The following is a 21,437-nucleotide window of genomic DNA, read 5'->3' as shown; positions in this document are numbered from 1 at the left end:
GATGCGAGCGGTTGCCTTTGACATCTTCGGCGGGGAGCTCGACGTGCGCGAGCTGCCCGATCCCACCCCCGCGCCCGGCGGGGCGGTGATCCGGGTCGAGGCGACCGGGCTGTGCCGCTCCGACTGGCACGGCTGGCAGGGGCACGACCCCGACATCAAGGTCCTTCCCCACGTGCCCGGCCACGAGCTGGCGGGCGTGATCGAGGCCGTGGGCCCCGACGTGCGCGGCTGGCTGCCGGGGGCGCGGGTCACCGTGCCGTTCATCTGCACGACGGGTCCTAAACCGTCACAGTCCATGGCGAGCCGCCCCACATCGGAGCGATGCTGATCAGGGCCTTCCCCTTGCCCTCGGAAGTGACCGTGACGTCCTTGACGAGCTTGCCCAGCATCGCCCGTCGGGCGTCAGGAGGCAGCGTCTCCCATTCCTCGATCAACCCTTCCGCTACCTCGACCGGCACCGCCGCAGCCATCTCCTCCTCTCCCTTCAGCATCTCCAGCCGCTCCCCCAGCTTCGCCTGATCAGCCAGTAATTCGTCTCTCGCCGTCACGTAGGCACTCTCGGGGATTAGGCCCTTGGCCTTGTCGATGGTGAGCTGAGTCAGTGCCTTATCCAGCGCCACGCTCTCCCGCGTTAGCCGCTCGCGATCCTGTCCGCGCACGGCTCGCTCTTCGCGGTGAGCGGCGACACCAGCTGCGCGCCGCTCCAGCTCCGGGGCCGCCTCATCCGCCAGCCATTTCAAGACTGCGGACTCGACCTTGGCGCGAGTGATCCAGGTCCCGACACAGCCTCGCGACTTCGCCCACGTTCGGCACACGTACAGGTACCCCGGAATCCGCCCTTGCTTCTTGCTCGGGATATGTGGGTGGGCGTTCAGCCGCCCCTTGCACCGGCCGCACCCCACCAGCCCTGCAAGCGGGTAGACGGGGCTCTCTACGCGGGGGGCGCGGCCGGCACGGGATTTGCGCTGCGCTTGGTAGACGTCCCACTCGGCAGAGGTGATCACACTTGTCTGAGCACCGGGGGCCAAGGTCTTGTTGCTGCAGTCGGCGGGGGATTTGCAGCGGCACCCTGCGTTGTGGACGCGCAACCACCCGGCGCCAAAGCCGCTGTCGAGAACCCGGCGCACCTTTCGCGCGTCCCAGGGTTCTCCCGCAACGCTCTGGGCGCCTTGGTCGTTAAGCCACGCTGCGATCTTTTCGAACGATCGGCCAGCGTTGTATGACAGGTACATCCGGCGCAGGATCGGCCCGTTCTCCGGGTGCGGAACGTAGCCGGTATCGCACTCGCCAGGTTCGCAGCCTTGGGGGCAGACGGTGACTTTGGTGGCCCGGTGGTAGATGTAGCCGAAGGCGGGCTTGCCGTGGTGCGGTAAGCCCATCGCGCGCCGGTGCGCATGCGTCTCCTGCCACGTCTCTCCGATACGGTCGGACTCGAAGGCTGCCAGTTCGTTAAGCATGCCGCGCGTGAATTTGCCTATGGCTGTGGTGGCGTCGACTTCCTCGGTGGCAGACTCCAGTCGCCCGCCGGCCGCTTCCACCCGGTCAAGGTTCACGGCGTTGCCGAGCCGGTTACGGCCGAACCTGGAGAACTTCCAGACGACTACAGCCGCGACGCCTGCGTTCTCGACCTTCTCGATCGCGGCCTGGATGCCAGCCCTCGCGAAGTTGCGGCCGCTCTTATCCAGGTCTTCGATGACCTCGCCGAGGTGGTAGCCCTTGCGCCGGCAGTAGTCTTCGATCGCTGCTGTCTGCAGTTCGGGGGAGATCATCTCCTCGCGCGCCATGGAGACTCGGACGTATCCGACGACATGAGGTGCTCCTGATTGATGGCCCCAAGCACATGTCACACAGTTCTTCTGCAAGGGAGCTCTTAAGCTAGAGGTCACCGCATCTCTCCATCGCTATTGCGACTATTCCTAGTGGAACGAGCGTGAAGATACACTCGCTTTCCCCTTTCCCTTTCTCGTCTTTGCACATCGAGAATGAACTGCAGCATCCGACGAGCTTCCAGGGTTAGAGAGTTAACAACAGCAGCAAAATCCTCAGGATCTATTTCATCCAGTTCGTCCTTGTCGACCATGATGGGAAGTAGGATCTGCTTGCCGGTCGCTGGCTGCGGACTCTTCTCTGGAGAAGGGTGAAACGATTCGCGCTCGGTCCGACTCCTGACGACCCCGGTTGTATCCGCCTTCGCGATACGAACCCAGCCCTCCAAGCTGATCACGTTCCGCAACGCATGGAGCACAAGATCAAGATCGAATACGCTGACGACGCCAGCAAGATGTCTAATGAACGCACAGGTCCTGTCTGCTAGACCTGAACTGGCGAGATCGACGCCCCTCGCCAAATCATCTGCGGTGGCCTCCCAGATGATTGAGAAGTCAAGGTACGCGGTAGCAGATTCACGAGCCTCTTCAAGTGCCACTGGACGAGCGTCCCGGGCAGCCAGTAGGCGAGACTCAAGCCAGGCGATTTCTGCCTCGCTTTTTTCGCTCTGCCGTGTGGCGTCGACTGCGTGCGCTTTCTCCAGCATCTCTTCCAGCGTCACAATGGTGCGACTGGCGTCTTCTGCCACCATCTCGGCCCTAGTCATCTGCTCCATGAGGCTTCGCCGCGCCTTGTTGATCACGCACAACACATCATCAGGAAGTATCGAGCGAGGCTCTTCTCCCTCTCGTATCGCTTCTAGGCTGCCAGGCGCCCAGCCCAGCACACGCTCAATTTGCCGCCAGGTGCGGGCTTCCTCAACGCGGTCCCCTTCAATATTTCGGATCGTCGAGACCGCCACTCCTGACAACTCCGCCAGAGCATGTTGTGCCAGACCGAGGGATTCCCGACGGGCCCTAATGATCTTCCCGACGCTAGCCACAGTCGCCCCATCCTTCGCGTTGTCCCTTGACCGTCAAACGCTACCGCCCCTTTGCGGCCCCCACCTGCACGTCTACAGCAATGCACTTGACAGTACTTGCGCCTATCGCTGAACACAAGACGGGCACCGCCGTCATGTCTGGGCAACATGACGCTGATCGAGTGGCAAGTTACTCATCTCACGTGTCATGATGTTGCCGTGAACAACGTCGCCTCCCGGTGCCGGGTGAACGGGCACGCCATGCGTGCGCTGCGCCGCTTGTCCGGCAAGACGCAACTTGATCTTGCCCGCATGGGTGGGGTTACGCACTCCTACATCTCCCGCCTGGAGCGCGGCGAGCGCCTTGGGTGCACGCATGAAGTGCTTGAGCGGCTCGCTGCCGCGCTGGGCGTTCCGATCAGCGCCCTCATCTCCGCGGGTAGCAGCTGATGAGCAACATGGTGCAGGACATCGTCAACTTGGCGGCCTCACAGCCCAAGGAGGCGGCACTCACCGCCGCTGCCAGCATCTTCGCCGCCGCCCGAGCGCGCCGCGACAGCTTGCCCGTGCGGCAGGCCGCGATCGAGGCCCACGTTCCCGGCGGTCTCTCCGTCGAGGACCTCATGGTCCTCATCACTCAGCAGCGTGAACGCGCCCGCACCGTCAAGCGCCAGTGCCGCACCGCCGCTGCCTGATATCCCCCATCCGCCCTCCATTCAAGAGGGGCACATGCACACGATCACTGTGTTCGGCACCCCCGCCCCGCAGGGGTCCAAGCGGCACGTCGGCCACGGCCGGCTTGTCGAATCCTCTCCCCGCCTGCGCCCCTGGCGTGAGGCGGTCAAACAGGCCGCTCTCGACGCCATGGAGGCGGCCAGCGTCAAGCAGTACGGCGGCACCGGGCAGCGCGCCCTGATCACCCTTCGGGGCCCGCTGAGCGTCGAGATCGAGTTCACGTTCACCAAGCCGAAGTCCGCGCCCAAGACGCGCGAGACCTGGCCCATCACCCGCAGCTCAGGTGACCTGGACAAGCTGTGCCGGGGCGTCCTTGACGGGCTCGCCGACTCCGGACTGATCCTCGACGACTCGCTCGTCATCGACCTGGCCGCGGCCAAGCGGTACACCGGCCAGTCCGGTGCGATGCAGGTGCCGGGCGCCGTCATCAACGTGCGCGAGGTGAACGCGTGAACCTCGACCCGTTCGACGCGCCCGGGAACCCGAACGCCGGAAGCGAGGTGGAGCGCGACCGGTGGGGCCGCCCTCTCATCGTCCCCGCCAGCGGCGGCAAGCCGGTCGCCTACACCCGGACGACCACCTTCGTCGGCTGCCTGGAGGACACCTACAACCTGTCCAGGTGGCAGCAGCGCATGGTGGCGCTCGGCCTCGCCGAGCGGCCCGACCTCGTGCTTGCCGTCGGCGCCCACCGCGACGACCGAGACAAGCTCAACGAGCTCGTCGACGACGCGATGGACGCGGCCAAGGCGCACGCGGCGGCCGAGATCGGGACCGCCCTACACAAGCTCACCGAGCCGCTCGACCTCGGACAGCCCATCGGTGTCGTCCCCGACGCTTACCGGGCCGACCTTGAGGCGTACCAGAGAGCGACTGCCCGGCTGGAGGTCGTCGGGATCGAGCGGTTCGCCGTCCTGGACGAGCTGAAGGTGGCCGGCACTCACGACCGCACGGTCCGCTATCAGGGGCGCGAGTACATCGCCGACATCAAGACCGGGTCGATCGAGTACGGCGCGCTGAAGATCGCGATGCAGCTCGCGGTGTACGCCCACTCTTCCCTCTACGATCCGTCCACCTGCGAGCGGGCGCAGTTGCAGGTGGATCAGGAGCGGGCCATCGTCATCCACCTGCCCGCCGGGCAGGGGCGGTGCGAACTGCACTGGGTGGACATCGCCGCTGGCTGGGAAGCCGTCCAGGTGGCCGCGCAGGTGCGTGCCTGGCGCTCCCGCAAGGGGCTGTTCGCGCCGTTCGACTTGCCCGACCCCGTGGAGGAGATCGCTTTCGCGGCGACGGTCGAGGAACTGGCGTCGATCTGGCAGCGGGCGCACGCGCTCGGCCGTTGGACCGACGACCACACCCAGGCCGCGGCGGCGCGTAAGGCGGAGCTGATCGGCAGTAGCGCGTGAGCGCCCGGGCGGCTACCTGTAAGCGTTGCGAAGCTCCGGTGCTGGTGGTGCGGGAGACGAGCTGCAAACTGCCGATCGGCCCCATGAAGATCGACCCGACGCCGATCTCGGCTCTGGTGCCGCTGGAGCGGGCGCCCCCGCCCCTGTGGGAGAACCACGCACGCCTCGGCTGGAGGGTTCTGGACTGGCCTGTCCGTCACGGCTACCCGGTTCACGCGATTCACCGCTGCTCGTAGGACGCGACGTTAATCAGTCCCGTCACGTACACCTCGAATCGAAAGTTCAAGCGAAAGATCAACGAAAGGCAAGCACATGAGTGACATGTTCGACGCGCCCGCCTCCGCCTCCGGCGTGAAGGTCACCGACTACGACGGCCAGCTCCTGCTCATCACCCCCCAGACCGTCGAGAAGGACATCCCCACCGCCTACGGGCCCGCCGAGGCCGTCACCGTCAAGCTCGCGGTGCTCGACGGCAGGGACGCCGGGCTGGAGTTCGACGGTGTGAAGATCTTCCAGAAGGCGCTGCAGGGGCAGCTCCGGGCCAAGGTCGGGACCGGACGCATGGTCCTCGGCCGGCTCGGCAGGGGCACCGCCAAGCCCGGCCAGTCCGCGCCGTGGCTGCTCGCCGACCCCACCGAGAACGACAAGCAGACCGCCCGCGCCCACCTCGCCAAGGGCTCCACCCCGCCCTTCTAGCCCCTCGACCGGCCGGGAGGGGCCTCCTCCCCCTCCCGGCCCCGCCTCGCTGCTCCACCCCCTTGATTCACCTCAACACACGTCCTGAGCCCCAGAGGGGGACCAATGAACGAGATGACGACTCCTGAGCAGCTGCTGGCCCTGTGCCAGGAGGTGTGCGCACGGGGCGACGAAAAGGAGATCGCGGTGTTCTTCGCCGAAGCCGAGGCTTGGGAGGCCGCCCGCGAAGCCCGGCTGAACGCGCCGGCCGCGCTGCGTGATGCCGCGCTGTGGTACGCCGGGAACGGCATCGCCGTCTTCCCCATCGTCCCCCGCGGCAAGAAGCCCCTCTTCAAGTCCATCCACCCCGCCGAGGACCCGCTGCGCGACACGTGCAAGGGCGCGTGCGGCAAGGACGGGCACGGCCTGTACGACGCCACCACCAACCTGGCCAAGGTTGGCACCTGGTGGGCCGACCATCCTCACGCCAACATCGGGCTGCGCACCGGGCTGCTGTTCGACGTCATCGACGTCGACGGCCCGCCCGGGTACGCGTCCCTGCTGGACCTGCGCGCCGACGGCATCATCCCCGAGGTGCTCGGGGCCGCCGGCACTCCCCGCGGCGGGCAGCACCTGTTCATCCACCCCACCGGTGACGGCAACTCCACCGGCATCTGGCCCGGCATCGACTACCGCGGCGACGGCGGATATGTAGTCGCGGCGCCGTCGGTGTGGGAGAACGACCGCCGTTACGGCTGGATTGAACCGATCAACCTCGCCGAACTCACCGCGCAGGCCGCCGCCTGACATGAGCTTCCTGCACAACGCTCGAAAGGCCCGGGAGGAGCGCGAACGTAAGCTTCGCGCCGTCCCGGACCCCGAGCCGGACGACCCGTTCGACTCGCCCGCCCCCGCCACCGACCTGGACCCCTTCGACGTTCCCGGCCCGGCATCGGAGGGGGCCGGGAACACCAGCGACTCCAACGCCTACGCGCAGACCGCGCTGCAGCGCGAAGCCGACGCCGTCCGAACTGCGGCCGAAGGCACCCGGAACGACGCGCTCAACCGAGCGGCGTTCTCACTCGGGCAACTGGTCGCCGGCGGCGAACTCTCGGAGCATGACGTTGTAGCCGCGCTCACCGCCGCCGCCCGGCAAGCTGGGCTGGACGAGCGCGAGATCGCACCCACCGTCCGGTCCGGCATGTCCAAGGGGATGCTCAACCCGCGCACCGCGCCACGCCAGCAGATCCTCGGCGGCATCTACGACACCCGCGAAGAGGCCGCCGCCTCCTGGGAAGACCCTGAGCCACTCGAAGGCGAAGAACCGCCGAAAGAGGACTTCCCCATCGAGGCCCTGCCAAAGACCGTCGCGCTGTACGTCGAGGCGGTTGCCGCCAACACGCAGACGCCGCCCGCGATGGCCGCCATGCTCGCCCTGTCCACCCTGTCGGCGGCGGCGGTCGGCAGGGTGTGGGTGCACGGCGGAAGCGGATGGATCGAACCCGCCACCTTGTGGACCATCACCACCCTGCCGCCCGCGAGCCGCAAGAGCGCCGTGGTGAAGGCGATGGCGGGCGAGCTGTACGCCATCGAGCGTCAGCTTCGCGAAGCCCACGAGAATGCCCACGCGGGCAAGCAGGATCGTCTGGCTATCGCCCTCAAGACAAAGGACGCGCTCATCAACCGGGCTGCCAAAGAGGAGGGTGCGCAGGCGAGGCAGCAGATCGCGGCCGAACTCGACGCGCTCGGCAAGGAGATCGCCGACTCCACTGTCCCGGATGCGCCGATCCTGCTGCTCGACGACTTCACCCCCGAATCGCTTGGCCAGATCCTGCAGCGCAACGGCGGCCACGGCGCCGCTCTGTCAGCCGAGGGCGGCGTCTTCTCCTCCATCAGCGGCCGGTACCAGCAAGGCACCCCGCAGCTCGACCTCGTGCTCAAGTCGTACGACGGGGACTCGTTCCGTGCCCACCGGGTCACCCGCGACCCGGTCATCGTCGACCGGCCCGCCCTCGCGCTCGGGCTCGTTGTCCAGCCGCACATCCTCGCTGAGACCACCAAGACTCCGGCACTGCGCGAGCGCGGCCTGATGGGGCGCTTCGCCTACGCCCTCCCCGACGACACGGTAGGCAGCCGCGATGTCTACAGCCCCGAGATCCCACATGCCCTGGCCGACGAGTGGGGGCGGATCCTACGCATCATCACGAACCTGACGTCGTGCGGCGATGACCAGCCATTACGTGTTGTTCAACTGCACCCGGACGCGCTGGAACTCCACCGCGGGTTCCGGCAGATGCTGGAGCCTCGCCTGCATCCCGAGACCGGGGATCTGGCGTTCATGGCCGACTGGGCGGGCAAACATGCCGGCCGGGTCCTACGTATTGCGCTGCTGCTGCATCTGGCGGCAGGACGCGGCACCGGGGCGCCGGTCAGCTTCGATGTCATGTGCTCGGCGGTCGAGATCGGCGAGTGGATGATTGGCCAGGCCGTCGCCGTGTACGGCGGGTGGCGCGCCCCGAAGGAGAACGTTCCGGCAGTGCGCGTGCTCGGGTGGATCCGGCGTGTGCAACCTGAGCAGTTCGCCGCTCGGGACGCCTGGCAGGCGTTACGCGGCCAGGCGTGGTGCGTGAACTCCGACGCCGTCAAGGACGCCCTCGTCACCCTCGTCCAGTCCGGGTGGGTCACAACCGTTCAGAGGCTGATGGCGGACGGTAAGAGGCGCTGCAAGGAGGGCCTGTTCATCCCCCATCCTGACCTGCTTCGCGGCCAGCCATGAAGGTTTTGGGGATGCCGGGGAGGTTCTGGGGATGTCGGGGCTGCCCATGCGGTGTGAGCTGCGGCAACACCCTCGTTCTGGGAACCCTGGGTATGAGCCTGATTCCCCAACATCCCCAGAACCTCCCCGCATTGACCTGCGAGGACAAGGTTTTGGGGATGTTGGGGATGTCTCCTCTTAATAATCCCTCAGAGGTAAATCTATCTACCCTACGTAATCGGACAGACCCTTTCCGTAGGGTGCGTGGCCCTCCGAGAGCGAAATGCACGGGTTCGGATAGCACCCACATCCCCAGCATCCCCAATATCCCCAAAACCTCCGGAGCCCTCATGTCCGCGCCCTCGCCCACCCCCCGGCGGCCGCCCCTCCTCGAACGGGCCACCCACGTCGCCGGTCCCTGCCGAGCCTGCTCACGCCTCAAGAAGGCCGACGATGACGGCTGGGAAGCCTGCGATTACTGCGACACCAACCCGACCGCTCTGAAGGGAGCATCCCGATGGCCATCACGACCAACCTGAAGGACCTCGGCCACGACGGCAGCTGCGATGGTCACCTTGAACGCGCCTACTGCGGCGCCGACGCCGTCGCTGCGGCACTGTCGGCCACTCAACCTGACGGCTGGGCCACCGGAGCTCCGGCCGCGTCCATCGCGTTCCTGTGTGCTGAGCACCTCGCCGACGAGCCCCTGGCCGAGCTGGAGCACGCCGAGCACAACGCCCGCGCAGCAGAAGGGCCGTCCCGCGACCTCTGGCAAGCGCTCCTGGACACCTACCCGCAGCCGATCTACCTCGCCTCATGACCAACAAGGCCGCCCCCGGAGAAAGCGGGGGCGGCCACCCCAAGAATCCCACACCCAGCGAAAGGCTGACCATGACCACCACCGCCCCCAACCCCGCCTTCGAGTTCAGCCCATTCGACCGCGACTACCTCACCGACTACGCCGCCGGCTACCACCTCGCCGCTGCCTGGCTCGACACCCGCCCGCCCATGCACGAAGTCCACGAAGTCGCCCGCATCCACCTTCTGCTCGACGGAGGCGGCACCACCGGCAACGACACCCTGATGCTCGACGCCGACCACTACCAGACCTTCATCGCCTTCCTCGCCGACACCAAGCACGCCCGCAAGATCCGCGACGGCGTCAAGGAGATGGCCGACATCAACGCCCGACAGGGCACCGACTTCCCGTCCTGGCCCGCCCGGTGCATGTCCATCAGCTTCGACGAAGACGTCCTTATGGGCTTCGTCGCCGCCTGCTACGTCGCGGTGAGGATGCGATGACCCAGTCGCACATCAACACGCCCACCGAGGACGACATCATCCGGAGCTGCATCGAACTGCTGCGCGCCCGCCACAACGAAGAGCAGGTCCGTCAGCTCATCGACAGCGAGCTGGCTCCCTACAGCACGGGCTTGCACGCCTCCATCCTCAAGGTGGTGTTGCGAGTCATCGTCGCCCAGTTCTACGCCCCGGCGGCTCGTCGCCTGGACCACGAGATCGGCTGGGAGTTCTGCGATGCCGGACTCGACCTCCAGGCTGCGGCCACCAACGGAGAACTGGAGTCCTCCGATAACGATGAGGGCCGACCGCATCTCTTCGTGATCGGCAGCTGAATCGTCCTGCCCAGTCCGACCGGTAGCTTCCCGGCGCCTGGAAGCTACCGGTCGTTCAGGCCCTCTCACCCGAGCAGCTCAACGAACGTCAGGGGGACACATTGCGGACCAACCTCGGGCAGACACCCGTCCAGCCGGCAGAGCATGCCGCCATCGAAAGCCTGAACTGGCTGATCGAGTACTGGCCGGACCTTTTGGAAGCCAGGCTTCCCCTCGCCACCCGACGCCCCTGGCAGACGCCCACGCTCTCCCCGGAAGCCCAAGAACAGCGTGACGCCGAAGCCCGCCTCGACCGCTACTTCCGCAACCCCCTCGCCCTCGGAGAGTCCGCCGCCCCGCTCGACGTCGCCGTCCTCCAGACTGCGCTCGACCTCATCGTCCAAGCCGACGACCTCGCCGCGAGCCTCGCCGAAGCCGCCATGTGCCCCGCACTGCCCTCGCCCGGCCTCAGCGTGACCGACGCCCGCCCCTGGCTCGCCTACGCCCGAGCCCGCCTGCTCGACCTCGGCGAGGAATGGCAGGACTGGGCCGCACCCCACATCCACCGCATGTACGAGCAGGCCGCCAAGCAGCTGTCCATGCTCTACACCGGCCAGACCATCAAGGTGTTGTGTCCCTGGTGCCGTGGCGCCACCTCCGCAGCCCCCGCGGGCGGCACCTACACCTGGCAGATCGTCGAGATGCCCGGCAAGCCGCCCCAGATCGCCATCCGGTGCGCCGGCATCTGCGAACCCCCGCAGAAGGAGGTCGGAACCTGGTGGGGAGGACAGCCGTGCTGGCCTATCTGGGACTGGGACCGGCTCGCCCGTCGCGCCCGCGACCTGCAAGTTGACGAGTTATCCACAGGCGTGCGATGATCTCCCCGGACACTCATGTCCAGCTAAGCCCGGTGAACACACCGGGCTTTTCGCATTTCCAGAGACTTGCGCACGGGCGACGTACCCCCGAGCGGAGCTCGTGCGCATCAATACTCCGGGCGGCCGGTTGTTGCACGCCGCTGGCCGCCCGGTACAACCTAGGAGCCGAACCCAGATGCTCGACCTCATCGCGCGCCTCTACGAGAAGCTCCATAGGCACCGCTGGCACCTCATCGACGTATTCGCGACCACCGCCCAAACCGTCGAACTCGACCGATGCCGCTGCGGCCAGCACAAGACACGAGCCAGCTGACCCGCGGGGGGTGACCATGCCCCCTCGCCTCCCAGACGACACGCGCCGGGCGATCCTCGACGACATCCGCGCCGGCACCAAGAGCCGCGGCCAGATCGCCCGCGACCACGACGTGAGCACCACCACCGTCTCCAACCTCGCCAAGGCCGACGGCATCGAGGAGCCCTTTTCTCGGGAACGGACGCAAAAGGCCACGGCAGCGGCGGTAGCCGACTCGGCCAGCGAGCGCGCCGCCATAGCCCTGGAGACCCTGAAGGGCGCTCGTGCCGCCCTCCAGCAGATGCTCGCCGCGCTCCCTGAAGCCTCGGCCCGGGATGCTGCGGTCGCCTTCGGCATCATGATCGACAAGCATCGTGCTCTCGACCGGTACGACGCCGACACTCAGGGCCTCACCGCCGTAGACGCCTGGCTCAAGGCGATGATGGGCGAGTAGGGAGGCCGCATGCTTGCCCCTCTCATCGGCAAACAGCGCGAGTCCGTCCGCCTGTCCACAGCGCGCGGCAACTTGTGGGAAGGCGCTGTTCGAAGCTCGAAGACCATCAGCTCGATCTTCCGCTGGCTCCGCTACGTCAGAGAAGGCCCCGCCGGTCCGCTCCTCATGGTGGGCAAGACAGAGCGCACCTTGAAGCGCAACATCATCGACCCGATCATCGAGATGGTCGGTGCCAGGCGCTGCAACTACAAGGCCGGAGCCGGCGAAGTCGAACTGCTCGGCCGCAAGATCTACCTCGCTGGCGCGAACGACGAACGCGCCGCCGAGAAGATCAAGGGCCTGACGCTGGCCGGCGCCTACTGCGACGAGCTCACGACGTTCCCCAAGTCGTTCTTCGCCATGCTCCTCACCCGACTGTCGGTCGAGGGCGCCCAATGGTTCGGCACCACGAACCCCGAAGCCAAGACGCACTGGCTGATGAAGGACTATCTGTCCCGGGCGAGGCTGCACCTGACCCGCGACGGTCGCGTCCTAGTGTCGGAAGACCCTGAGGCGCTGGACATCCACAGGTTCAGCTTCCAGCTCACCGACAACCCGAATCTGCCCGCCGAGTACGTCGAGGACCTCAAGCGCGAGAACGTCGGCCTCTTCTACCGCCGCTACATCCTCGGCGAATGGGTCCTCGCCGAAGGCGCCGTCTACGACATGTTCGACGAGGACCGACATGTGATCGACGTGCTGCCGGCCATCGACCGCTGGTTCTCGGTTGGCGTCGACTACGGCACGGTCAACCCCTTCTCGGCGCTCGCGATCGGCCTCGGAACCGACCGCCGACTCCACGTCGTGTCGGAGTACCGCTACGACAGCCGCAAGGCCCGGCGCCAGCTCACCGACGGCGAATACTCAGAGCGCATGCGCTCCTGGCTGGCCAGCGTCCCCAGACCGGGCGAACAAGGCCGGGCGACCGGCATCGCGCCCGAACGCATCTACGTCGACCCGAGCGCGGCCAGCTTCATGACGCAGCTGTGGCGCGACCAGTTCGTGGGCGTGGTCGAGGCGAACAACAGCGTGCTGGACGGGATCCGCACCGTCTCCACCCTGCTGGGCGCGGACCAGCTTCGCATTCACCGCTCCTGCACGGGCCTGTTGGATGAACTACCTGGCTACTCCTGGGACGACGCCGCAGCGGAGAAGGGCGAGGACAAGCCGCTCAAGATCGACGACCATTCAGCCGACGCGTTGCGGTACGGCTTGCATTCCAGCGCCTGGCTGTGGCGTCCGCTGATCCGCAACGCGGTTCGCTTGGCTGCATAAACGGACGCATGACGGCTGCATGAACGGACATCAGGGGACGTTTCCCCACCGTTCTGAGACGGGTTCGAGGCGCGATCCCGTGACCTGCGAGAACGCCGAACGTTGACCTGACAGACCCTGCGTTCTGTTCCGTTACCAGTGAGTAGCTAGCTGGGGCCGGCATTGGGGGCCGCCGAGTTCGGCAGCCCCCAATTTTGCTAGGCCAGCCGCCCCTGGGGGTGGAGATTCTCGGTCACGACGATGTGACGGATGTCGGTGCCCGCGGGGACGGAACGGATGACTTCTCCGCGCCGAACAAAGTGCCGCTGGTCATCCGCATCCACGATGCGATCAGCCACTACGTGGACGACTGCATCATCTTCGGCCTTGTAGAAATACTCAGGCATTACTTCTTCTCTTTCATGAGAATTTATTGGATGCGTCGAGAATTGCGGATTTCCCGTGCGTCCACCAGTTGGGTCCCAACTCGATGACCAATTTTTTTGGGAGACATCCGATGCCGCTGCCGAGCGGCGGCGCCTGGCCGCCTCCAGCCCTCACCGACATCTACACCGACTACAACGAAGCCGACGCCTGGTACGCCGGCGACAAGCGGCGCCTCGCCACCTTCTACAGCACCAAGGTGGCCCGCAACCGCGACCGGCAGGAGTACATCCAGTACCTGTGGGCCCAGGCCCGCAACCTGGTCAGCCACGAGACCCGCATGCACGTCCCGCTTCCCGGCGACATAGCAGCCACCTCGGCCGACTTGCTGTTCTCCGAGCCGCCGACATTCACGGTCGACACCCCGGCCACACAGGACCGCCTCGACGAGATCATCGAAGAGGCCGGCGTCCACATGCGTCTCCTCGAAGCTGCCGAAGTCGACGCCGCGCTCGGCGACGTCTACCTCAAGCTCGCTTGGGACGCCGAACTGGTGAAGCGGCCGATCCTGGCTGTCGAGCACGGAGACGCCGCCATCCCCACCTTCCGATGGGGGCGCCTGGCTGAGGTCACGTTCTGGAAGGAGCTCGACCGCTCCGGCGACCAGGTGGTCAGGCTGCTGGAGCACCACGAGCCCGGCTACATCTCCTACGCCGTGTTCAAAGGCACGAGCAAGGACCTCGGCACCCGCGAGCCACTGACCGACTGGGACGAGACCCGCGACCTGCCCCTCGACGGCAACGGCCGCCAAGCGACCGGCATCACGCTCCTCACCGCGACACACATCCCGAACATGCGCCCCAACCGGAAGCACCGCGGGCTCGCCTTCGGACGCTCCGACTACGCCAGCCCCTGCTACGACCTGTTCGACGCCCTCGACGCCACCTGGACGTCGTGGATGCGCGACATCCGCCTCGCCCGCGCCCGCCTGATCGTCCCCAACGGCTACCTCACCCCGCTCGACCCAGGGAGCGGCGCAGCGTTCGACGCGGATAGGGAGATCTGGGAAGAGCTCAACATCGACCCCACGCAGTCGGGCGGGATCACACTCAGCCAGTTCAGCATCCGCGTGGCCGAGCACCAGCAGACCATGCAGGCGTTGATCGAGCAGGCCGTACGTTCGGCCGGCTACTCCGCCCAGACGTTCGGTCTGGCCGGTGAGGCAGCGGCCACCGCGACCGAGGTGTCAGCACGTGAACGTCGCAGCATGATCACGCGGGACCGGAAGGGCCAGTACTGGATGCCGGCGCTGCGCCGGATCATCGAGGCGATGCTGGCGCTCGACGCCGCCCAGAAGTTCTCGACCGTGACGGCCGAGGTGCCGTCCATCGAATTCGGCTCCGCCGTCTCCCAGGACGCCGAGTCCGTGGCCCGCACGATCCAGATGCTGTCCGACGCCATGGCGGTAAGCACGGAGACGAAGGTTCGGATGGCGCACCCCGACTGGGACGAGCCGCAGGTCATGGAGGAAGTGCAGAAGATCAAGGACGACCAGCCTGACCCCATCGGCGACCCGTTCGCGCTCCCCGCGGAGATGGTGGGTGGCCAGGATCCTGCACCGCCCGAGGAGCAGAACGGGCCGCCCCAGGAGTAGCGGAGGCCAGGCATGCCAGTGTTCGTGACGAACGGCGCGATCAGGCTGGAGTGGTGCGACCGCTGCCTCTCCAACTCCCTGGCCGTCGCCGACATCTACGTCATGGCCGGGGAGAGCATCCATCAGGCTGGCCGGCTCGTCATGCGCTGTCTGAACTGCGACAAGGCATGAGAGCAGGAGGTTCTGATGGCTGTCGATCAGGACCTCCTCGACCAGATCGCCGGCAGCGTGGCGGACCTGTACCGCGAGGTCGAGACGGCGCTCATCACGGCGGTAGCTCAACGCCTGCGCGCGGATCTGCCGCTGCCGTCCCCGTTCGAGGAGACCAAGCTCGACGCGATCAGGAAGTTGCAGCAGTCGGCGCGGCTGATCCTGGCCACCTTGCAGGCCACCCGAGCCCGCGTAATCCGTGACGCCATCGCCCGCGCCTACCGCTCCGGCGGAGACGCCGCAGTGGCCGACCTGCCGGCCGACTGGTTCCCAAGGTCCGGCATCGGCCAGCAGGCTCGGGATGCTCTGCGCGAGATCCCGAATGCCCGGGTGATCGAGAACATCGCCGCGGCTCTGCACCGCGACGTCGGCCGCGTCGACCAGAACATCCTCCGGGCGCCTGTGGACGCCTACAGGGCAGTTCAGGCCGGGGCCGCGGCCCGGATCACCTCCGGGGCCTTCACCCGCAGGCAGGCATCACAGGCGGCCTGGCAGCGGCTCATGGACCGCGGCATCGTCGACTTCACCGACCGCGCCGGCCGCCGCTGGAAGCTCAGCAGCTACGTAGAGATGCTGGCCCGCACCAATGCCCAGAGGGCCGCCGTGCAGGGGCAGACCGACCGCCTGGAATCCATCGGTATCGACCTGGTCTACATCTCCGACAACTCGCAGGAGTGCAAGAGGTGTAGGCCGTTCGAGAGCAAGGTGCTGGCCCGCGGATCCGGCCCCATCGGCAAGATCCAGATCAAGCACGCCACCAAGGACGGCGTCATGGTCACGGTCGACGTGCTCGACACGCTCGCCGGGGCCATGTCACGCGGTCTGTTCCACCCGAACTGCAGGCACTCGGCCAGCGCCTACCTGCCCGGCGTCACCGTCCTCAAGAAGGGCACCGCCGACCCCGAGGGCGACAAGGCCCGCCAGCGTCAGCGAGCCCTCGAACGCAAGATCCGGGCCGAGAAGGAGAAGGTTCTCGGCGCGCTCACCCCCGAGGCGAAGAAGGAAGCGAACGCCCGCGTGCGCGCCGCCCAGGCCGCCCTCCGCGCCCACCTCGCCGCCCATCCCAAGCTGAAGAGGTTGCCGTACCGGGAGCAGATCGGCGCCGGCAACATCCCCAAGCAGGGCGGCCCGAAGGGCGGCCCCGTGCAGGACCTGCAGCCGCCCATCCAGGATGCGCTGCCGCTCGGCGCACCCGATGCAGGCATCCCAGCCCGGCCCGCACCTGCGAAGCCCGCCGCGCCCAACCCGGCCCAGGCCGAGCAGAAGACCAAGACCGAGGCGGCGAAGCCCGCCCAGCCGCCAGCCCAGGCCGAGCAGACGAAGCTCACACCGGCCAAGCAGCCGAAAGCCAAGGCGAAGGGTGAGTCCCCGCAGCAGCCGAGCCTCGCCGAACGCGTCGCCCTGGGCGAACGCTCGCGCGAGGAACTGTCAGGTGGCATGGGCGGCGACACCTCGCTCGTCACCCTGGCCGACGGCTCCAAGGTCATCCACAAGGTGGCCAGGCGCACCCACATCGGCGATGACGCCGTCGAGCAGGTGGACGCCGAGGAGCTCGGCGGCAAGGTGGCCCGCGCGCTCGGCCTCCAGGCCCCTCGCGTACACCGTGTCGGGCCCATCGAGATGTACCAGGAGTACATGCCGGGCACGCTCGCCGCGAAGGCGAAGAAACCGAAGGGCTACCTCACCAGCGACGACGGCTGGCGCATGGCCCTGCTCGACGCGCTGCTCGACTACCCTGACCGGCACACCGGCAACTGGCTCGTGCATCGAGGCCGGCTCGTCTCCATCGACCATGGCCTGGCGTTCAGCTTCTGGAACGAAGAAGCGATGTCCGAAGCGGTCGGCAAGCCGATCGTGCACGATGTGGGCAAGTTCTGGCCGATGATGATGCGCAAGTCGGAGACGCCGAACTTCTTCCGTATCGGCGAGTGGGTCGACAACGATCTCTCTCGCCACGACATCGAGACCGCCCGCGCGCGCCTGACCGCACTGCGCGGCGACTTCCAGGCGCTCGGACGCGACGACTGGTGGCGGGCGATGATGGCCCGCCTCGACGGGATCGAGCCCCATGCCAAGGGCACAAGCAGGAGGCTGGCGTGATGCTGCAACTCATCGACGTGTCCGACAACACCGTCCTCGACACCATCCACCTCAACGCCGACCAGCTCGTCTACGACACGGGGGAGGCGCGCGAGGTGGTCGAGTCCTTGCGTAGGCGCACGCCGGGCGGGACCGACCAGGCCGTGTACGAGGCGCTGATCGCAGGCGGCTGGTCGAACGGCTACGCAGCTATCAGGCCCGGCACCACACCTTGACGGCCTTGATCACCTGCTTGGCCTGATCTTCGTCGATGGTCGTAGTCCCGCCCGACAGCTCCTCAACGGTGTACTTCTCCAGCGTCCACGTGCTTCCCCCCGACCCATGGATCACCCGGTCGCAGACGGCCCGGCCTCGCCGAATCGCCCGCTCCTCGTTCACTACCAGGAGCGGATCGATCGCGCGTAACGCGGCCAGGTAGCCAGCCCTCTGGCTGGCGTCGGGCGTCGGCACTCGTGAGGATGCCGGCGCTGAGGACGCGGCCAGGACGCTGCTCTCGGCGCTCGGGGAGGGCGCAGGTGCTGTGGAGCTGCAGCCGGAGAGCACGAACGCGCCGAACGCGGCGGCGATCACAGTGTTTCGCATAGCGATGCACCGTACGCCCCACCAGCAGACTTCCGCCCGAATCGTTCGAGATGGACACCCGAAACCACTGGCCAGGTGCCAGCCATAACCCACGCCCCAGGAGGGCACGTGAACCACTCCCTGCCGATCACGCCAGGCGCGATCATCGGCTACCGCAACAACGGCCGCCCCATCCACCTCCTCGCCGGCGGATCCGGAGAGGGAGACGGCGACGCAGGCAACCCCGACGCAGGGCAGGAGCCGCAGCAGGGCGACGAGTCCAGCCAGGGGCAGCAGCCGCAGAGCCAACCCAAGCAGGGCGGCAAGGAAGGCAGCGAGGGCGACGTCGCCTCACTGCCCGACTGGGCCCAGAAGCTAATCAGGGACACCCGCGCGGAGGCAGCCTCCAACCGCACCAACGCCAAGACGCAGGCCGCCGAGGAGGCGAGGCAGGACCTCGCCAAACAGATCGGCAAGGCGCTCGGCCTGGTGAAGGATGACGCCCCCGCCGACCCGGAGCAGCTCGCCTCTCAGATCGGGAATCTGACCAGCGAGAACAAGTCGCTCAAGGTCGAGCTGGCCGTGCACCGGGCCGCCGCCAAGGTTGGCGCCAACCCTATGGCCCTGACCGACTCGCGCTCGTTCCTGGCCCAGCTCGACAAGCTCGACCCCTCGGCCGACGGCTTCGACGCCAAGCTGCGCGACGCCATCAAGAAGGCCGTCGAGGACAACCCGCAGTACCGCGTGGACGGCCAGGCGCCGGCCCAGCGCGGCGGCACCGAGCCGTCCGGCAGGCCCGGCACGACCGGCAAGGCCGCCAACCTCACCGACGCCATCACCGCCCGGCTCGCCAAGCAGACCGGCGGCTGAACCCTACGGAGTGATCCATGCCTGTTTCGCTCGCTCAGGCGAAGCTCAACGCGACCGACGACCTGGACCTTCAGGTCATCGACGAGTTCCAGAAGTCGAGCTTCCTGCTCGACCGGATGACGTTCGACGACGTGGTGAGCGGCGCTGGCAACGGCGCCACGCTCACCTACGGCTACACCCGGCTGATCACGCAGCCCACGGCCGATTTCCGCGCGATCAACAGTGAGTACACCCCGGCCGAGGTCACCAAGCAGCGCTACACGGTGGACCTGAAGCCCCTCGGTGGCAGCTTCCAGATCGACCGCGTCCTCAACCGCGTCGCAGCCGGCGCAGAGACCGCGCTGCAGATGACGCAGAAGATCAAGGCCGCGAACGCGTTCTTCGCCGACCAGGTCATCAACGGCGACTCCGCCGTGGACGCCGACGGCTTCGACGGCCTCAACAAGATCCTGACCGGCACCAGCACCGAGTACCTGCCCCTCTCGAACGGCGTGAGCACCGGCTACATCGACCTCACCACAGTCGACACCAAGGCAGAGGCGCTGGCCGTGATGGCGCACATCGACTCGTGGCTCGCCCTGATGGACGGCACCCCCGACGCGATCATGGGCAACCGCAAGACGCTCGCGCTGTTCAAGTACGTCGCCGCATGGGCCGAAATGATCGACAAGACCACGGACAGCTTCGGCCGTCCCGTCCAGGCGTACAACGGGATCCCGCTTGTCGATCTGGGCGCGAAGGCCGGCAGCAACACCGCGGTCATCGACCTGGTCACCAGGGACGCCGACGCGGGCGGCGCGGGCGGCAACATCACCGGCCTCGGCGACCTGTACGCGGTCAGATTCGCGCTGGACGGCTTCCACGGCGTCAGCATGGCGGGCGCCCCGCTGGTGCAGACCTGGCTGCCCGACTTCACGAAGGCCGGTGCCGTGAAGACCGGCGAGGTCGAGCTGGGTCCGGTCGCCCCGGTGCTCAAGGCGACCAAGGCCGCGGCTGTGCTGCGCAACCTCAAGAGCGCGTAGGAGAAGCGACATGACGAAGATCAAGGCCCCTAACAAGGCGTACAACGGCATGATCGGCGACGTCGTCTTCACCAACGGCGAAGCCGACACCGACAACCAGGCCGTCATCGCCTACTGTCGCGGCGCAGGCTACGAGGTCGACGGCCAGACCCTCGACCAGGACGACGACCGGCAGAACATCGACTCCCGAGACGTCTCCGACCAGCAGAACGCCTCCCCGCTCAGGGACGCTGCCGTCAACCCCGCGCCAAGCGACTTCCTGCCGCCGACCAACGCCGGCAAGGCGGACCCGCACGGGCCCGCAGTCGTCTCACCTGGCGTCCACGCGGCTCCGCCCGCACCGATCGTTCCCGGCCCTGTCCCGTCCGCCCCGGACGAGCAGCAGGCCAAGGAGACGGACGCGGCCCAGCGGGTGCTCGTCGAGGGGCAGCCCGCCACCGCCGCGGCTCGTCCCGCGCAGTCTGCTTCGAAGGCGGCATGGGTCGACTGGGCCGTGTCGCAGGGGATGGACCGCGATCAGGCCGACGACCTCACCAAGGCTGAGCTGATCGATCTGCACGGCCGGGCCACGACCACCGAGGAGGAGTAGGACATGGCGAGAGTCGCAGTCACCCCTGTCACGAGCTCCACCGCTGGCGCCGTCTGCACCCCGGTCAACTTCACCGCCGACGGCATCAGCGTGCCGAACGACGGCCGGACCGCGGTCATCGTCAACAACGGCGCTGGCGCCCCTGCCACCATCACCACCCAGTTCGGAGATCTGGCCCAGGTTGACGGCATCGTCCCGCCTGATCGCACCAAGAGCGTGGTCAACGCCACCTCCCAGGTGTTCGGCCCGTGGGGCAGCGAGTACAACCAGACGGACCGCCAGGTGTTCATCGACGTGTCCTCGCCGACCTCGGTCACCTACCAGGTGATTCGGGTCAATCCCAAGTAGGCGCGGGAGGTGCCCGTGGCCTACGCGACCGCGGCCGAGTACGAGGACTACACCGGCCAAACCCCTCCGTCCGACATCGACTTGCGGCTCGCTCGCGCGTCCCGCCTGGTCCGTTCGGCCACGATCGCCGCGGTGTACGAGGTGGACGCCGAGCAGCTGCCCGTCGACGGCCGCATCACCACGGCGCTACGCGAAGCGACGATCGAGCAGGTCGCCGCTTGGATCGAAGTCGAGGAGACAGGCACGGGGACGGGCGGAGCGGACCGGTGGGACAACGTCCAGATCGGGTCCGTTCACCTTGCTCGCGGCAGCTCACAGGCTGGGGCGGGCGGTGGAGGCTCGGCTACCGCCCGCCTCGCTCCCCAGGCGCTGCTCATCCTTCAGCAAGCCGGCCTGACGGGGCAGCAGGTCCAACTGGGGGTGACCTGGTATGGGTAGCGTCCCCGGCTGGCTACTCCGCCATACCGTGCTTGTCGAGCCGTACGAGGGGGCGGGTCCGTTCGGTCCTGTGTACGGCGAGCAGGTGGCCGAGCGGGCATTCATCGACGAGAAGCGCCGCCTGGTGCGCGACTCCGAAGGCGCGGAGGTCGTCTCGGAGACGACGGTCATCATGCGCCTCGACGCGGTGTGCCCGGCCGAATCCAGGGTGACCGTCAACGGCCGTATCACCTACGCGATCGTGTCCGCACGCCAGGACGGTGCTGGTCTACCGACCCCGGATCACCTGGAAGTCGCATGCCAGTGAGGAGGCTT

29 protein-coding genes are annotated in these 21,437 nt (G+C 67.3%); 25 read left to right on the top strand and 4 right to left on the bottom strand.

The genetic code is table 11. From position 1 onward, the window contains the following. Position 1: 1 nt before the first annotated feature. The gene (locus tag ACFYUV_RS04150) at positions 2 to 328 is read left to right on the top strand and encodes an alcohol dehydrogenase catalytic domain-containing protein (RefSeq protein WP_387664660.1); all 327 of its coding nucleotides are present in this window, start codon (positions 2 to 4) and stop codon (positions 326 to 328) included. Here ACFYUV_RS04150 and ACFYUV_RS04145 read toward each other — a convergent pair. Next, positions 279 to 1,847 (bottom strand): recombinase family protein, encoded by a 1,569-nt coding sequence (locus ACFYUV_RS04145; RefSeq protein ID WP_387665303.1) that lies wholly within the window; start codon positions 1,845 to 1,847, stop codon positions 279 to 281. The genes ACFYUV_RS04150 and ACFYUV_RS04145 overlap by 50 nt on opposite strands. Before the next feature lie 35 nt (positions 1,848 to 1,882). Then, on the bottom strand, positions 1,883 to 2,869 hold the full coding sequence (locus ACFYUV_RS04140) for a multiprotein-bridging factor 1 family protein (protein WP_387664658.1): 987 nt from the start codon (positions 2,867 to 2,869) through the stop codon (positions 1,883 to 1,885). A gap of 198 nt (positions 2,870 to 3,067) precedes the next feature. Here ACFYUV_RS04140 and ACFYUV_RS04135 point away from each other — a divergent pair, with 198 nt between their 5' ends. From ACFYUV_RS04135 to ACFYUV_RS04070, 14 genes are all read left to right on the top strand, one after another. Beyond that, positions 3,068 to 3,298, top strand: a complete 231-nt coding sequence (locus tag ACFYUV_RS04135; protein WP_387664655.1) for a helix-turn-helix domain-containing protein — start codon at positions 3,068 to 3,070, stop codon at positions 3,296 to 3,298. Continuing rightward, positions 3,298 to 3,543 carry a hypothetical protein gene (locus tag ACFYUV_RS04130; RefSeq protein WP_387664654.1) on the top strand — a complete coding sequence of 82 codons (246 nt, stop codon included), beginning with the start codon at positions 3,298 to 3,300 and terminating at the stop codon, positions 3,541 to 3,543. The genes ACFYUV_RS04135 and ACFYUV_RS04130 overlap by 1 nt, the downstream gene beginning before the upstream one ends. A 34-nt stretch (positions 3,544 to 3,577) precedes the next feature. Beyond that, on the top strand, positions 3,578 to 4,036 hold the full coding sequence (locus tag ACFYUV_RS04125; protein WP_387664651.1) for a RusA family crossover junction endodeoxyribonuclease: 459 nt from the start codon (positions 3,578 to 3,580) through the stop codon (positions 4,034 to 4,036). Next, a complete protein-coding gene (locus tag ACFYUV_RS04120) occupies positions 4,033 to 4,986 on the top strand; it encodes a hypothetical protein (RefSeq protein ID WP_387664648.1) in 954 nt (317 codons plus the stop codon). Before ACFYUV_RS04125 ends, ACFYUV_RS04120 begins: the two co-directional genes overlap by 4 nt. A 312-nt stretch (positions 4,987 to 5,298) precedes the next feature. After that, complete coding sequence (locus ACFYUV_RS04115) at positions 5,299 to 5,682, top strand: hypothetical protein (protein WP_387664646.1); 384 nt, start codon at positions 5,299 to 5,301, stop codon at positions 5,680 to 5,682. Between the two features lie 105 nt (positions 5,683 to 5,787). Then, positions 5,788 to 6,468, top strand: a complete 681-nt coding sequence (locus tag ACFYUV_RS04110) for a bifunctional DNA primase/polymerase (protein WP_387664644.1) — start codon at positions 5,788 to 5,790, stop codon at positions 6,466 to 6,468. Position 6,469: 1 nt separating this feature from the next. After that, positions 6,470 to 8,437, top strand: a complete 1,968-nt coding sequence (locus ACFYUV_RS04105; RefSeq protein WP_387664641.1) for a YfjI family protein — start codon at positions 6,470 to 6,472, stop codon at positions 8,435 to 8,437. 496 nt (positions 8,438 to 8,933) lie between these two features. Then, a complete protein-coding gene (locus ACFYUV_RS04100; protein ID WP_387664638.1) occupies positions 8,934 to 9,236 on the top strand; it encodes a hypothetical protein in 303 nt (100 codons plus the stop codon). A gap of 71 nt (positions 9,237 to 9,307) precedes the next feature. Next, the gene (locus ACFYUV_RS04095) at positions 9,308 to 9,718 is read left to right on the top strand and encodes a hypothetical protein (protein WP_387664635.1); all 411 of its coding nucleotides are present in this window, start codon (positions 9,308 to 9,310) and stop codon (positions 9,716 to 9,718) included. Next, on the top strand, positions 9,715 to 10,050 hold the full coding sequence (locus ACFYUV_RS04090) for a hypothetical protein (RefSeq protein ID WP_387664632.1): 336 nt from the start codon (positions 9,715 to 9,717) through the stop codon (positions 10,048 to 10,050). Before ACFYUV_RS04095 ends, ACFYUV_RS04090 begins: the two co-directional genes overlap by 4 nt. Before the next feature lie 101 nt (positions 10,051 to 10,151). Then, positions 10,152 to 10,907, top strand: a complete 756-nt coding sequence (locus ACFYUV_RS04085) for a hypothetical protein (RefSeq protein ID WP_387664629.1) — start codon at positions 10,152 to 10,154, stop codon at positions 10,905 to 10,907. Positions 10,908 to 11,082: 175 nt separating this feature from the next. Next, positions 11,083 to 11,220 (top strand): hypothetical protein, encoded by a 138-nt coding sequence (locus tag ACFYUV_RS04080; RefSeq protein WP_387664627.1) that lies wholly within the window; start codon positions 11,083 to 11,085, stop codon positions 11,218 to 11,220. Between the two features lie 16 nt (positions 11,221 to 11,236). Next, positions 11,237 to 11,653 carry a hypothetical protein gene (locus ACFYUV_RS04075; RefSeq protein WP_387664624.1) on the top strand — a complete coding sequence of 139 codons (417 nt, stop codon included), beginning with the start codon at positions 11,237 to 11,239 and terminating at the stop codon, positions 11,651 to 11,653. Between the two features lie 9 nt (positions 11,654 to 11,662). Beyond that, the gene (locus ACFYUV_RS04070) at positions 11,663 to 12,967 is read left to right on the top strand and encodes a PBSX family phage terminase large subunit (RefSeq protein WP_387664622.1); all 1,305 of its coding nucleotides are present in this window, start codon (positions 11,663 to 11,665) and stop codon (positions 12,965 to 12,967) included. 197 nt (positions 12,968 to 13,164) lie between these two features. Here the strand turns inward: ACFYUV_RS04070 and ACFYUV_RS04065 are convergent, their stop codons facing one another. Further along, positions 13,165 to 13,353: a hypothetical protein gene (locus ACFYUV_RS04065; protein ID WP_387664619.1), complete on the bottom strand. Its 189-nt coding sequence runs from the start codon at positions 13,351 to 13,353 to the stop codon at positions 13,165 to 13,167. A gap of 110 nt (positions 13,354 to 13,463) precedes the next feature. Here ACFYUV_RS04065 and ACFYUV_RS04060 point away from each other — a divergent pair, with 110 nt between their 5' ends. The 4 genes from ACFYUV_RS04060 to ACFYUV_RS04045 are packed head-to-tail and all read left to right on the top strand — an operon-like array spanning position 13,464 to position 17,509. Continuing rightward, complete coding sequence (locus ACFYUV_RS04060) at positions 13,464 to 14,984, top strand: hypothetical protein (RefSeq protein WP_387664617.1); 1,521 nt, start codon at positions 13,464 to 13,466, stop codon at positions 14,982 to 14,984. A 12-nt stretch (positions 14,985 to 14,996) separates the two neighbouring features. After that, the gene (locus ACFYUV_RS04055) at positions 14,997 to 15,155 is read left to right on the top strand and encodes a hypothetical protein (RefSeq protein WP_387664615.1); all 159 of its coding nucleotides are present in this window, start codon (positions 14,997 to 14,999) and stop codon (positions 15,153 to 15,155) included. Positions 15,156 to 15,170: 15 nt separating this feature from the next. Beyond that, positions 15,171 to 17,294 carry a phage minor capsid protein gene (locus ACFYUV_RS04050; protein ID WP_387664612.1) on the top strand — a complete coding sequence of 708 codons (2,124 nt, stop codon included), beginning with the start codon at positions 15,171 to 15,173 and terminating at the stop codon, positions 17,292 to 17,294. Then, a complete protein-coding gene (locus ACFYUV_RS04045; RefSeq protein WP_387664610.1) occupies positions 17,291 to 17,509 on the top strand; it encodes a hypothetical protein in 219 nt (72 codons plus the stop codon). The genes ACFYUV_RS04050 and ACFYUV_RS04045 overlap by 4 nt, the downstream gene beginning before the upstream one ends. Here ACFYUV_RS04045 and ACFYUV_RS04040 read toward each other — a convergent pair. After that, positions 17,487 to 17,876: a DUF732 domain-containing protein gene (locus tag ACFYUV_RS04040; protein ID WP_387664608.1), complete on the bottom strand. Its 390-nt coding sequence runs from the start codon at positions 17,874 to 17,876 to the stop codon at positions 17,487 to 17,489. The genes ACFYUV_RS04045 and ACFYUV_RS04040 overlap by 23 nt on opposite strands. A 108-nt stretch (positions 17,877 to 17,984) precedes the next feature. Here ACFYUV_RS04040 and ACFYUV_RS04035 point away from each other — a divergent pair, with 108 nt between their 5' ends. From ACFYUV_RS04035 to ACFYUV_RS04010, 6 genes are all read left to right on the top strand, one after another. Then, a complete protein-coding gene (locus tag ACFYUV_RS04035; protein ID WP_387664605.1) occupies positions 17,985 to 18,725 on the top strand; it encodes a hypothetical protein in 741 nt (246 codons plus the stop codon). A gap of 17 nt (positions 18,726 to 18,742) precedes the next feature. Beyond that, positions 18,743 to 19,747, top strand: coding sequence for a major capsid protein (locus ACFYUV_RS04030; protein ID WP_387664603.1), 1,005 nt, complete (start codon positions 18,743 to 18,745; stop codon positions 19,745 to 19,747). Positions 19,748 to 19,757: 10 nt separating this feature from the next. Continuing rightward, on the top strand, positions 19,758 to 20,336 hold the full coding sequence (locus ACFYUV_RS04025) for a hypothetical protein (protein ID WP_387664601.1): 579 nt from the start codon (positions 19,758 to 19,760) through the stop codon (positions 20,334 to 20,336). Positions 20,337 to 20,339: 3 nt separating this feature from the next. Further along, entirely contained in the window at positions 20,340 to 20,684 is a 345-nt protein-coding gene (locus tag ACFYUV_RS04020) for a hypothetical protein (RefSeq protein ID WP_387664598.1), read from the top strand. Between the two features lie 15 nt (positions 20,685 to 20,699). Further along, the gene (locus ACFYUV_RS04015; RefSeq protein WP_387664595.1) at positions 20,700 to 21,122 is read left to right on the top strand and encodes a hypothetical protein; all 423 of its coding nucleotides are present in this window, start codon (positions 20,700 to 20,702) and stop codon (positions 21,120 to 21,122) included. A gap of 70 nt (positions 21,123 to 21,192) precedes the next feature. Then, entirely contained in the window at positions 21,193 to 21,429 is a 237-nt protein-coding gene (locus ACFYUV_RS04010) for a hypothetical protein (protein WP_387664592.1), read from the top strand. The last annotated feature ends 8 nt before the right edge of the window (positions 21,430 to 21,437 follow it).

Source organism: Nonomuraea sp. NPDC003560, assembly GCF_042878785.1.
Classification (GTDB): domain Bacteria; phylum Actinomycetota; class Actinomycetes; order Streptosporangiales; family Streptosporangiaceae; genus Nonomuraea.
This window is presented reverse-complemented; position numbering and strand designations above follow the sequence as displayed.

What these genes read in the sequence shown, in the direction of transcription:
- ACFYUV_RS04150 (WP_387664660.1), top strand. Translation starts at nt 2, where the DNA reads ATGCGAGCGGTTGCCTTTGACATCTTCGGCGGGGAGCTCGACGTGCGC.
- ACFYUV_RS04130 (WP_387664654.1), top strand. Translation starts at nt 3,298, where the DNA reads ATGAGCAACATGGTGCAGGACATCGTCAACTTGGCGGCCTCACAGCCC.
- ACFYUV_RS04125 (WP_387664651.1), top strand. Translation starts at nt 3,578, where the DNA reads ATGCACACGATCACTGTGTTCGGCACCCCCGCCCCGCAGGGGTCCAAG.
- ACFYUV_RS04115 (WP_387664646.1), top strand. Translation starts at nt 5,299, where the DNA reads ATGAGTGACATGTTCGACGCGCCCGCCTCCGCCTCCGGCGTGAAGGTC.
- ACFYUV_RS04110 (WP_387664644.1), top strand. Translation starts at nt 5,788, where the DNA reads ATGAACGAGATGACGACTCCTGAGCAGCTGCTGGCCCTGTGCCAGGAG.
- ACFYUV_RS04105 (WP_387664641.1), top strand. Translation starts at nt 6,470, where the DNA reads ATGAGCTTCCTGCACAACGCTCGAAAGGCCCGGGAGGAGCGCGAACGT.
- ACFYUV_RS04100 (WP_387664638.1), top strand. Translation starts at nt 8,934, where the DNA reads ATGGCCATCACGACCAACCTGAAGGACCTCGGCCACGACGGCAGCTGC.
- ACFYUV_RS04095 (WP_387664635.1), top strand. Translation starts at nt 9,308, where the DNA reads ATGACCACCACCGCCCCCAACCCCGCCTTCGAGTTCAGCCCATTCGAC.
- ACFYUV_RS04090 (WP_387664632.1), top strand. Translation starts at nt 9,715, where the DNA reads ATGACCCAGTCGCACATCAACACGCCCACCGAGGACGACATCATCCGG.
- ACFYUV_RS04080 (WP_387664627.1), top strand. Translation starts at nt 11,083, where the DNA reads ATGCTCGACCTCATCGCGCGCCTCTACGAGAAGCTCCATAGGCACCGC.
- ACFYUV_RS04075 (WP_387664624.1), top strand. Translation starts at nt 11,237, where the DNA reads ATGCCCCCTCGCCTCCCAGACGACACGCGCCGGGCGATCCTCGACGAC.
- ACFYUV_RS04070 (WP_387664622.1), top strand. Translation starts at nt 11,663, where the DNA reads ATGCTTGCCCCTCTCATCGGCAAACAGCGCGAGTCCGTCCGCCTGTCC.
- ACFYUV_RS04065 (WP_387664619.1), bottom strand. Translation starts at nt 13,353, where the DNA reads ATGCCTGAGTATTTCTACAAGGCCGAAGATGATGCAGTCGTCCACGTA.
- ACFYUV_RS04060 (WP_387664617.1), top strand. Translation starts at nt 13,464, where the DNA reads ATGCCGCTGCCGAGCGGCGGCGCCTGGCCGCCTCCAGCCCTCACCGAC.
- ACFYUV_RS04055 (WP_387664615.1), top strand. Translation starts at nt 14,997, where the DNA reads ATGCCAGTGTTCGTGACGAACGGCGCGATCAGGCTGGAGTGGTGCGAC.
- ACFYUV_RS04050 (WP_387664612.1), top strand. Translation starts at nt 15,171, where the DNA reads ATGGCTGTCGATCAGGACCTCCTCGACCAGATCGCCGGCAGCGTGGCG.
- ACFYUV_RS04040 (WP_387664608.1), bottom strand. Translation starts at nt 17,876, where the DNA reads ATGCGAAACACTGTGATCGCCGCCGCGTTCGGCGCGTTCGTGCTCTCC.
- ACFYUV_RS04030 (WP_387664603.1), top strand. Translation starts at nt 18,743, where the DNA reads ATGCCTGTTTCGCTCGCTCAGGCGAAGCTCAACGCGACCGACGACCTG.
- ACFYUV_RS04025 (WP_387664601.1), top strand. Translation starts at nt 19,758, where the DNA reads ATGACGAAGATCAAGGCCCCTAACAAGGCGTACAACGGCATGATCGGC.
- ACFYUV_RS04020 (WP_387664598.1), top strand. Translation starts at nt 20,340, where the DNA reads ATGGCGAGAGTCGCAGTCACCCCTGTCACGAGCTCCACCGCTGGCGCC.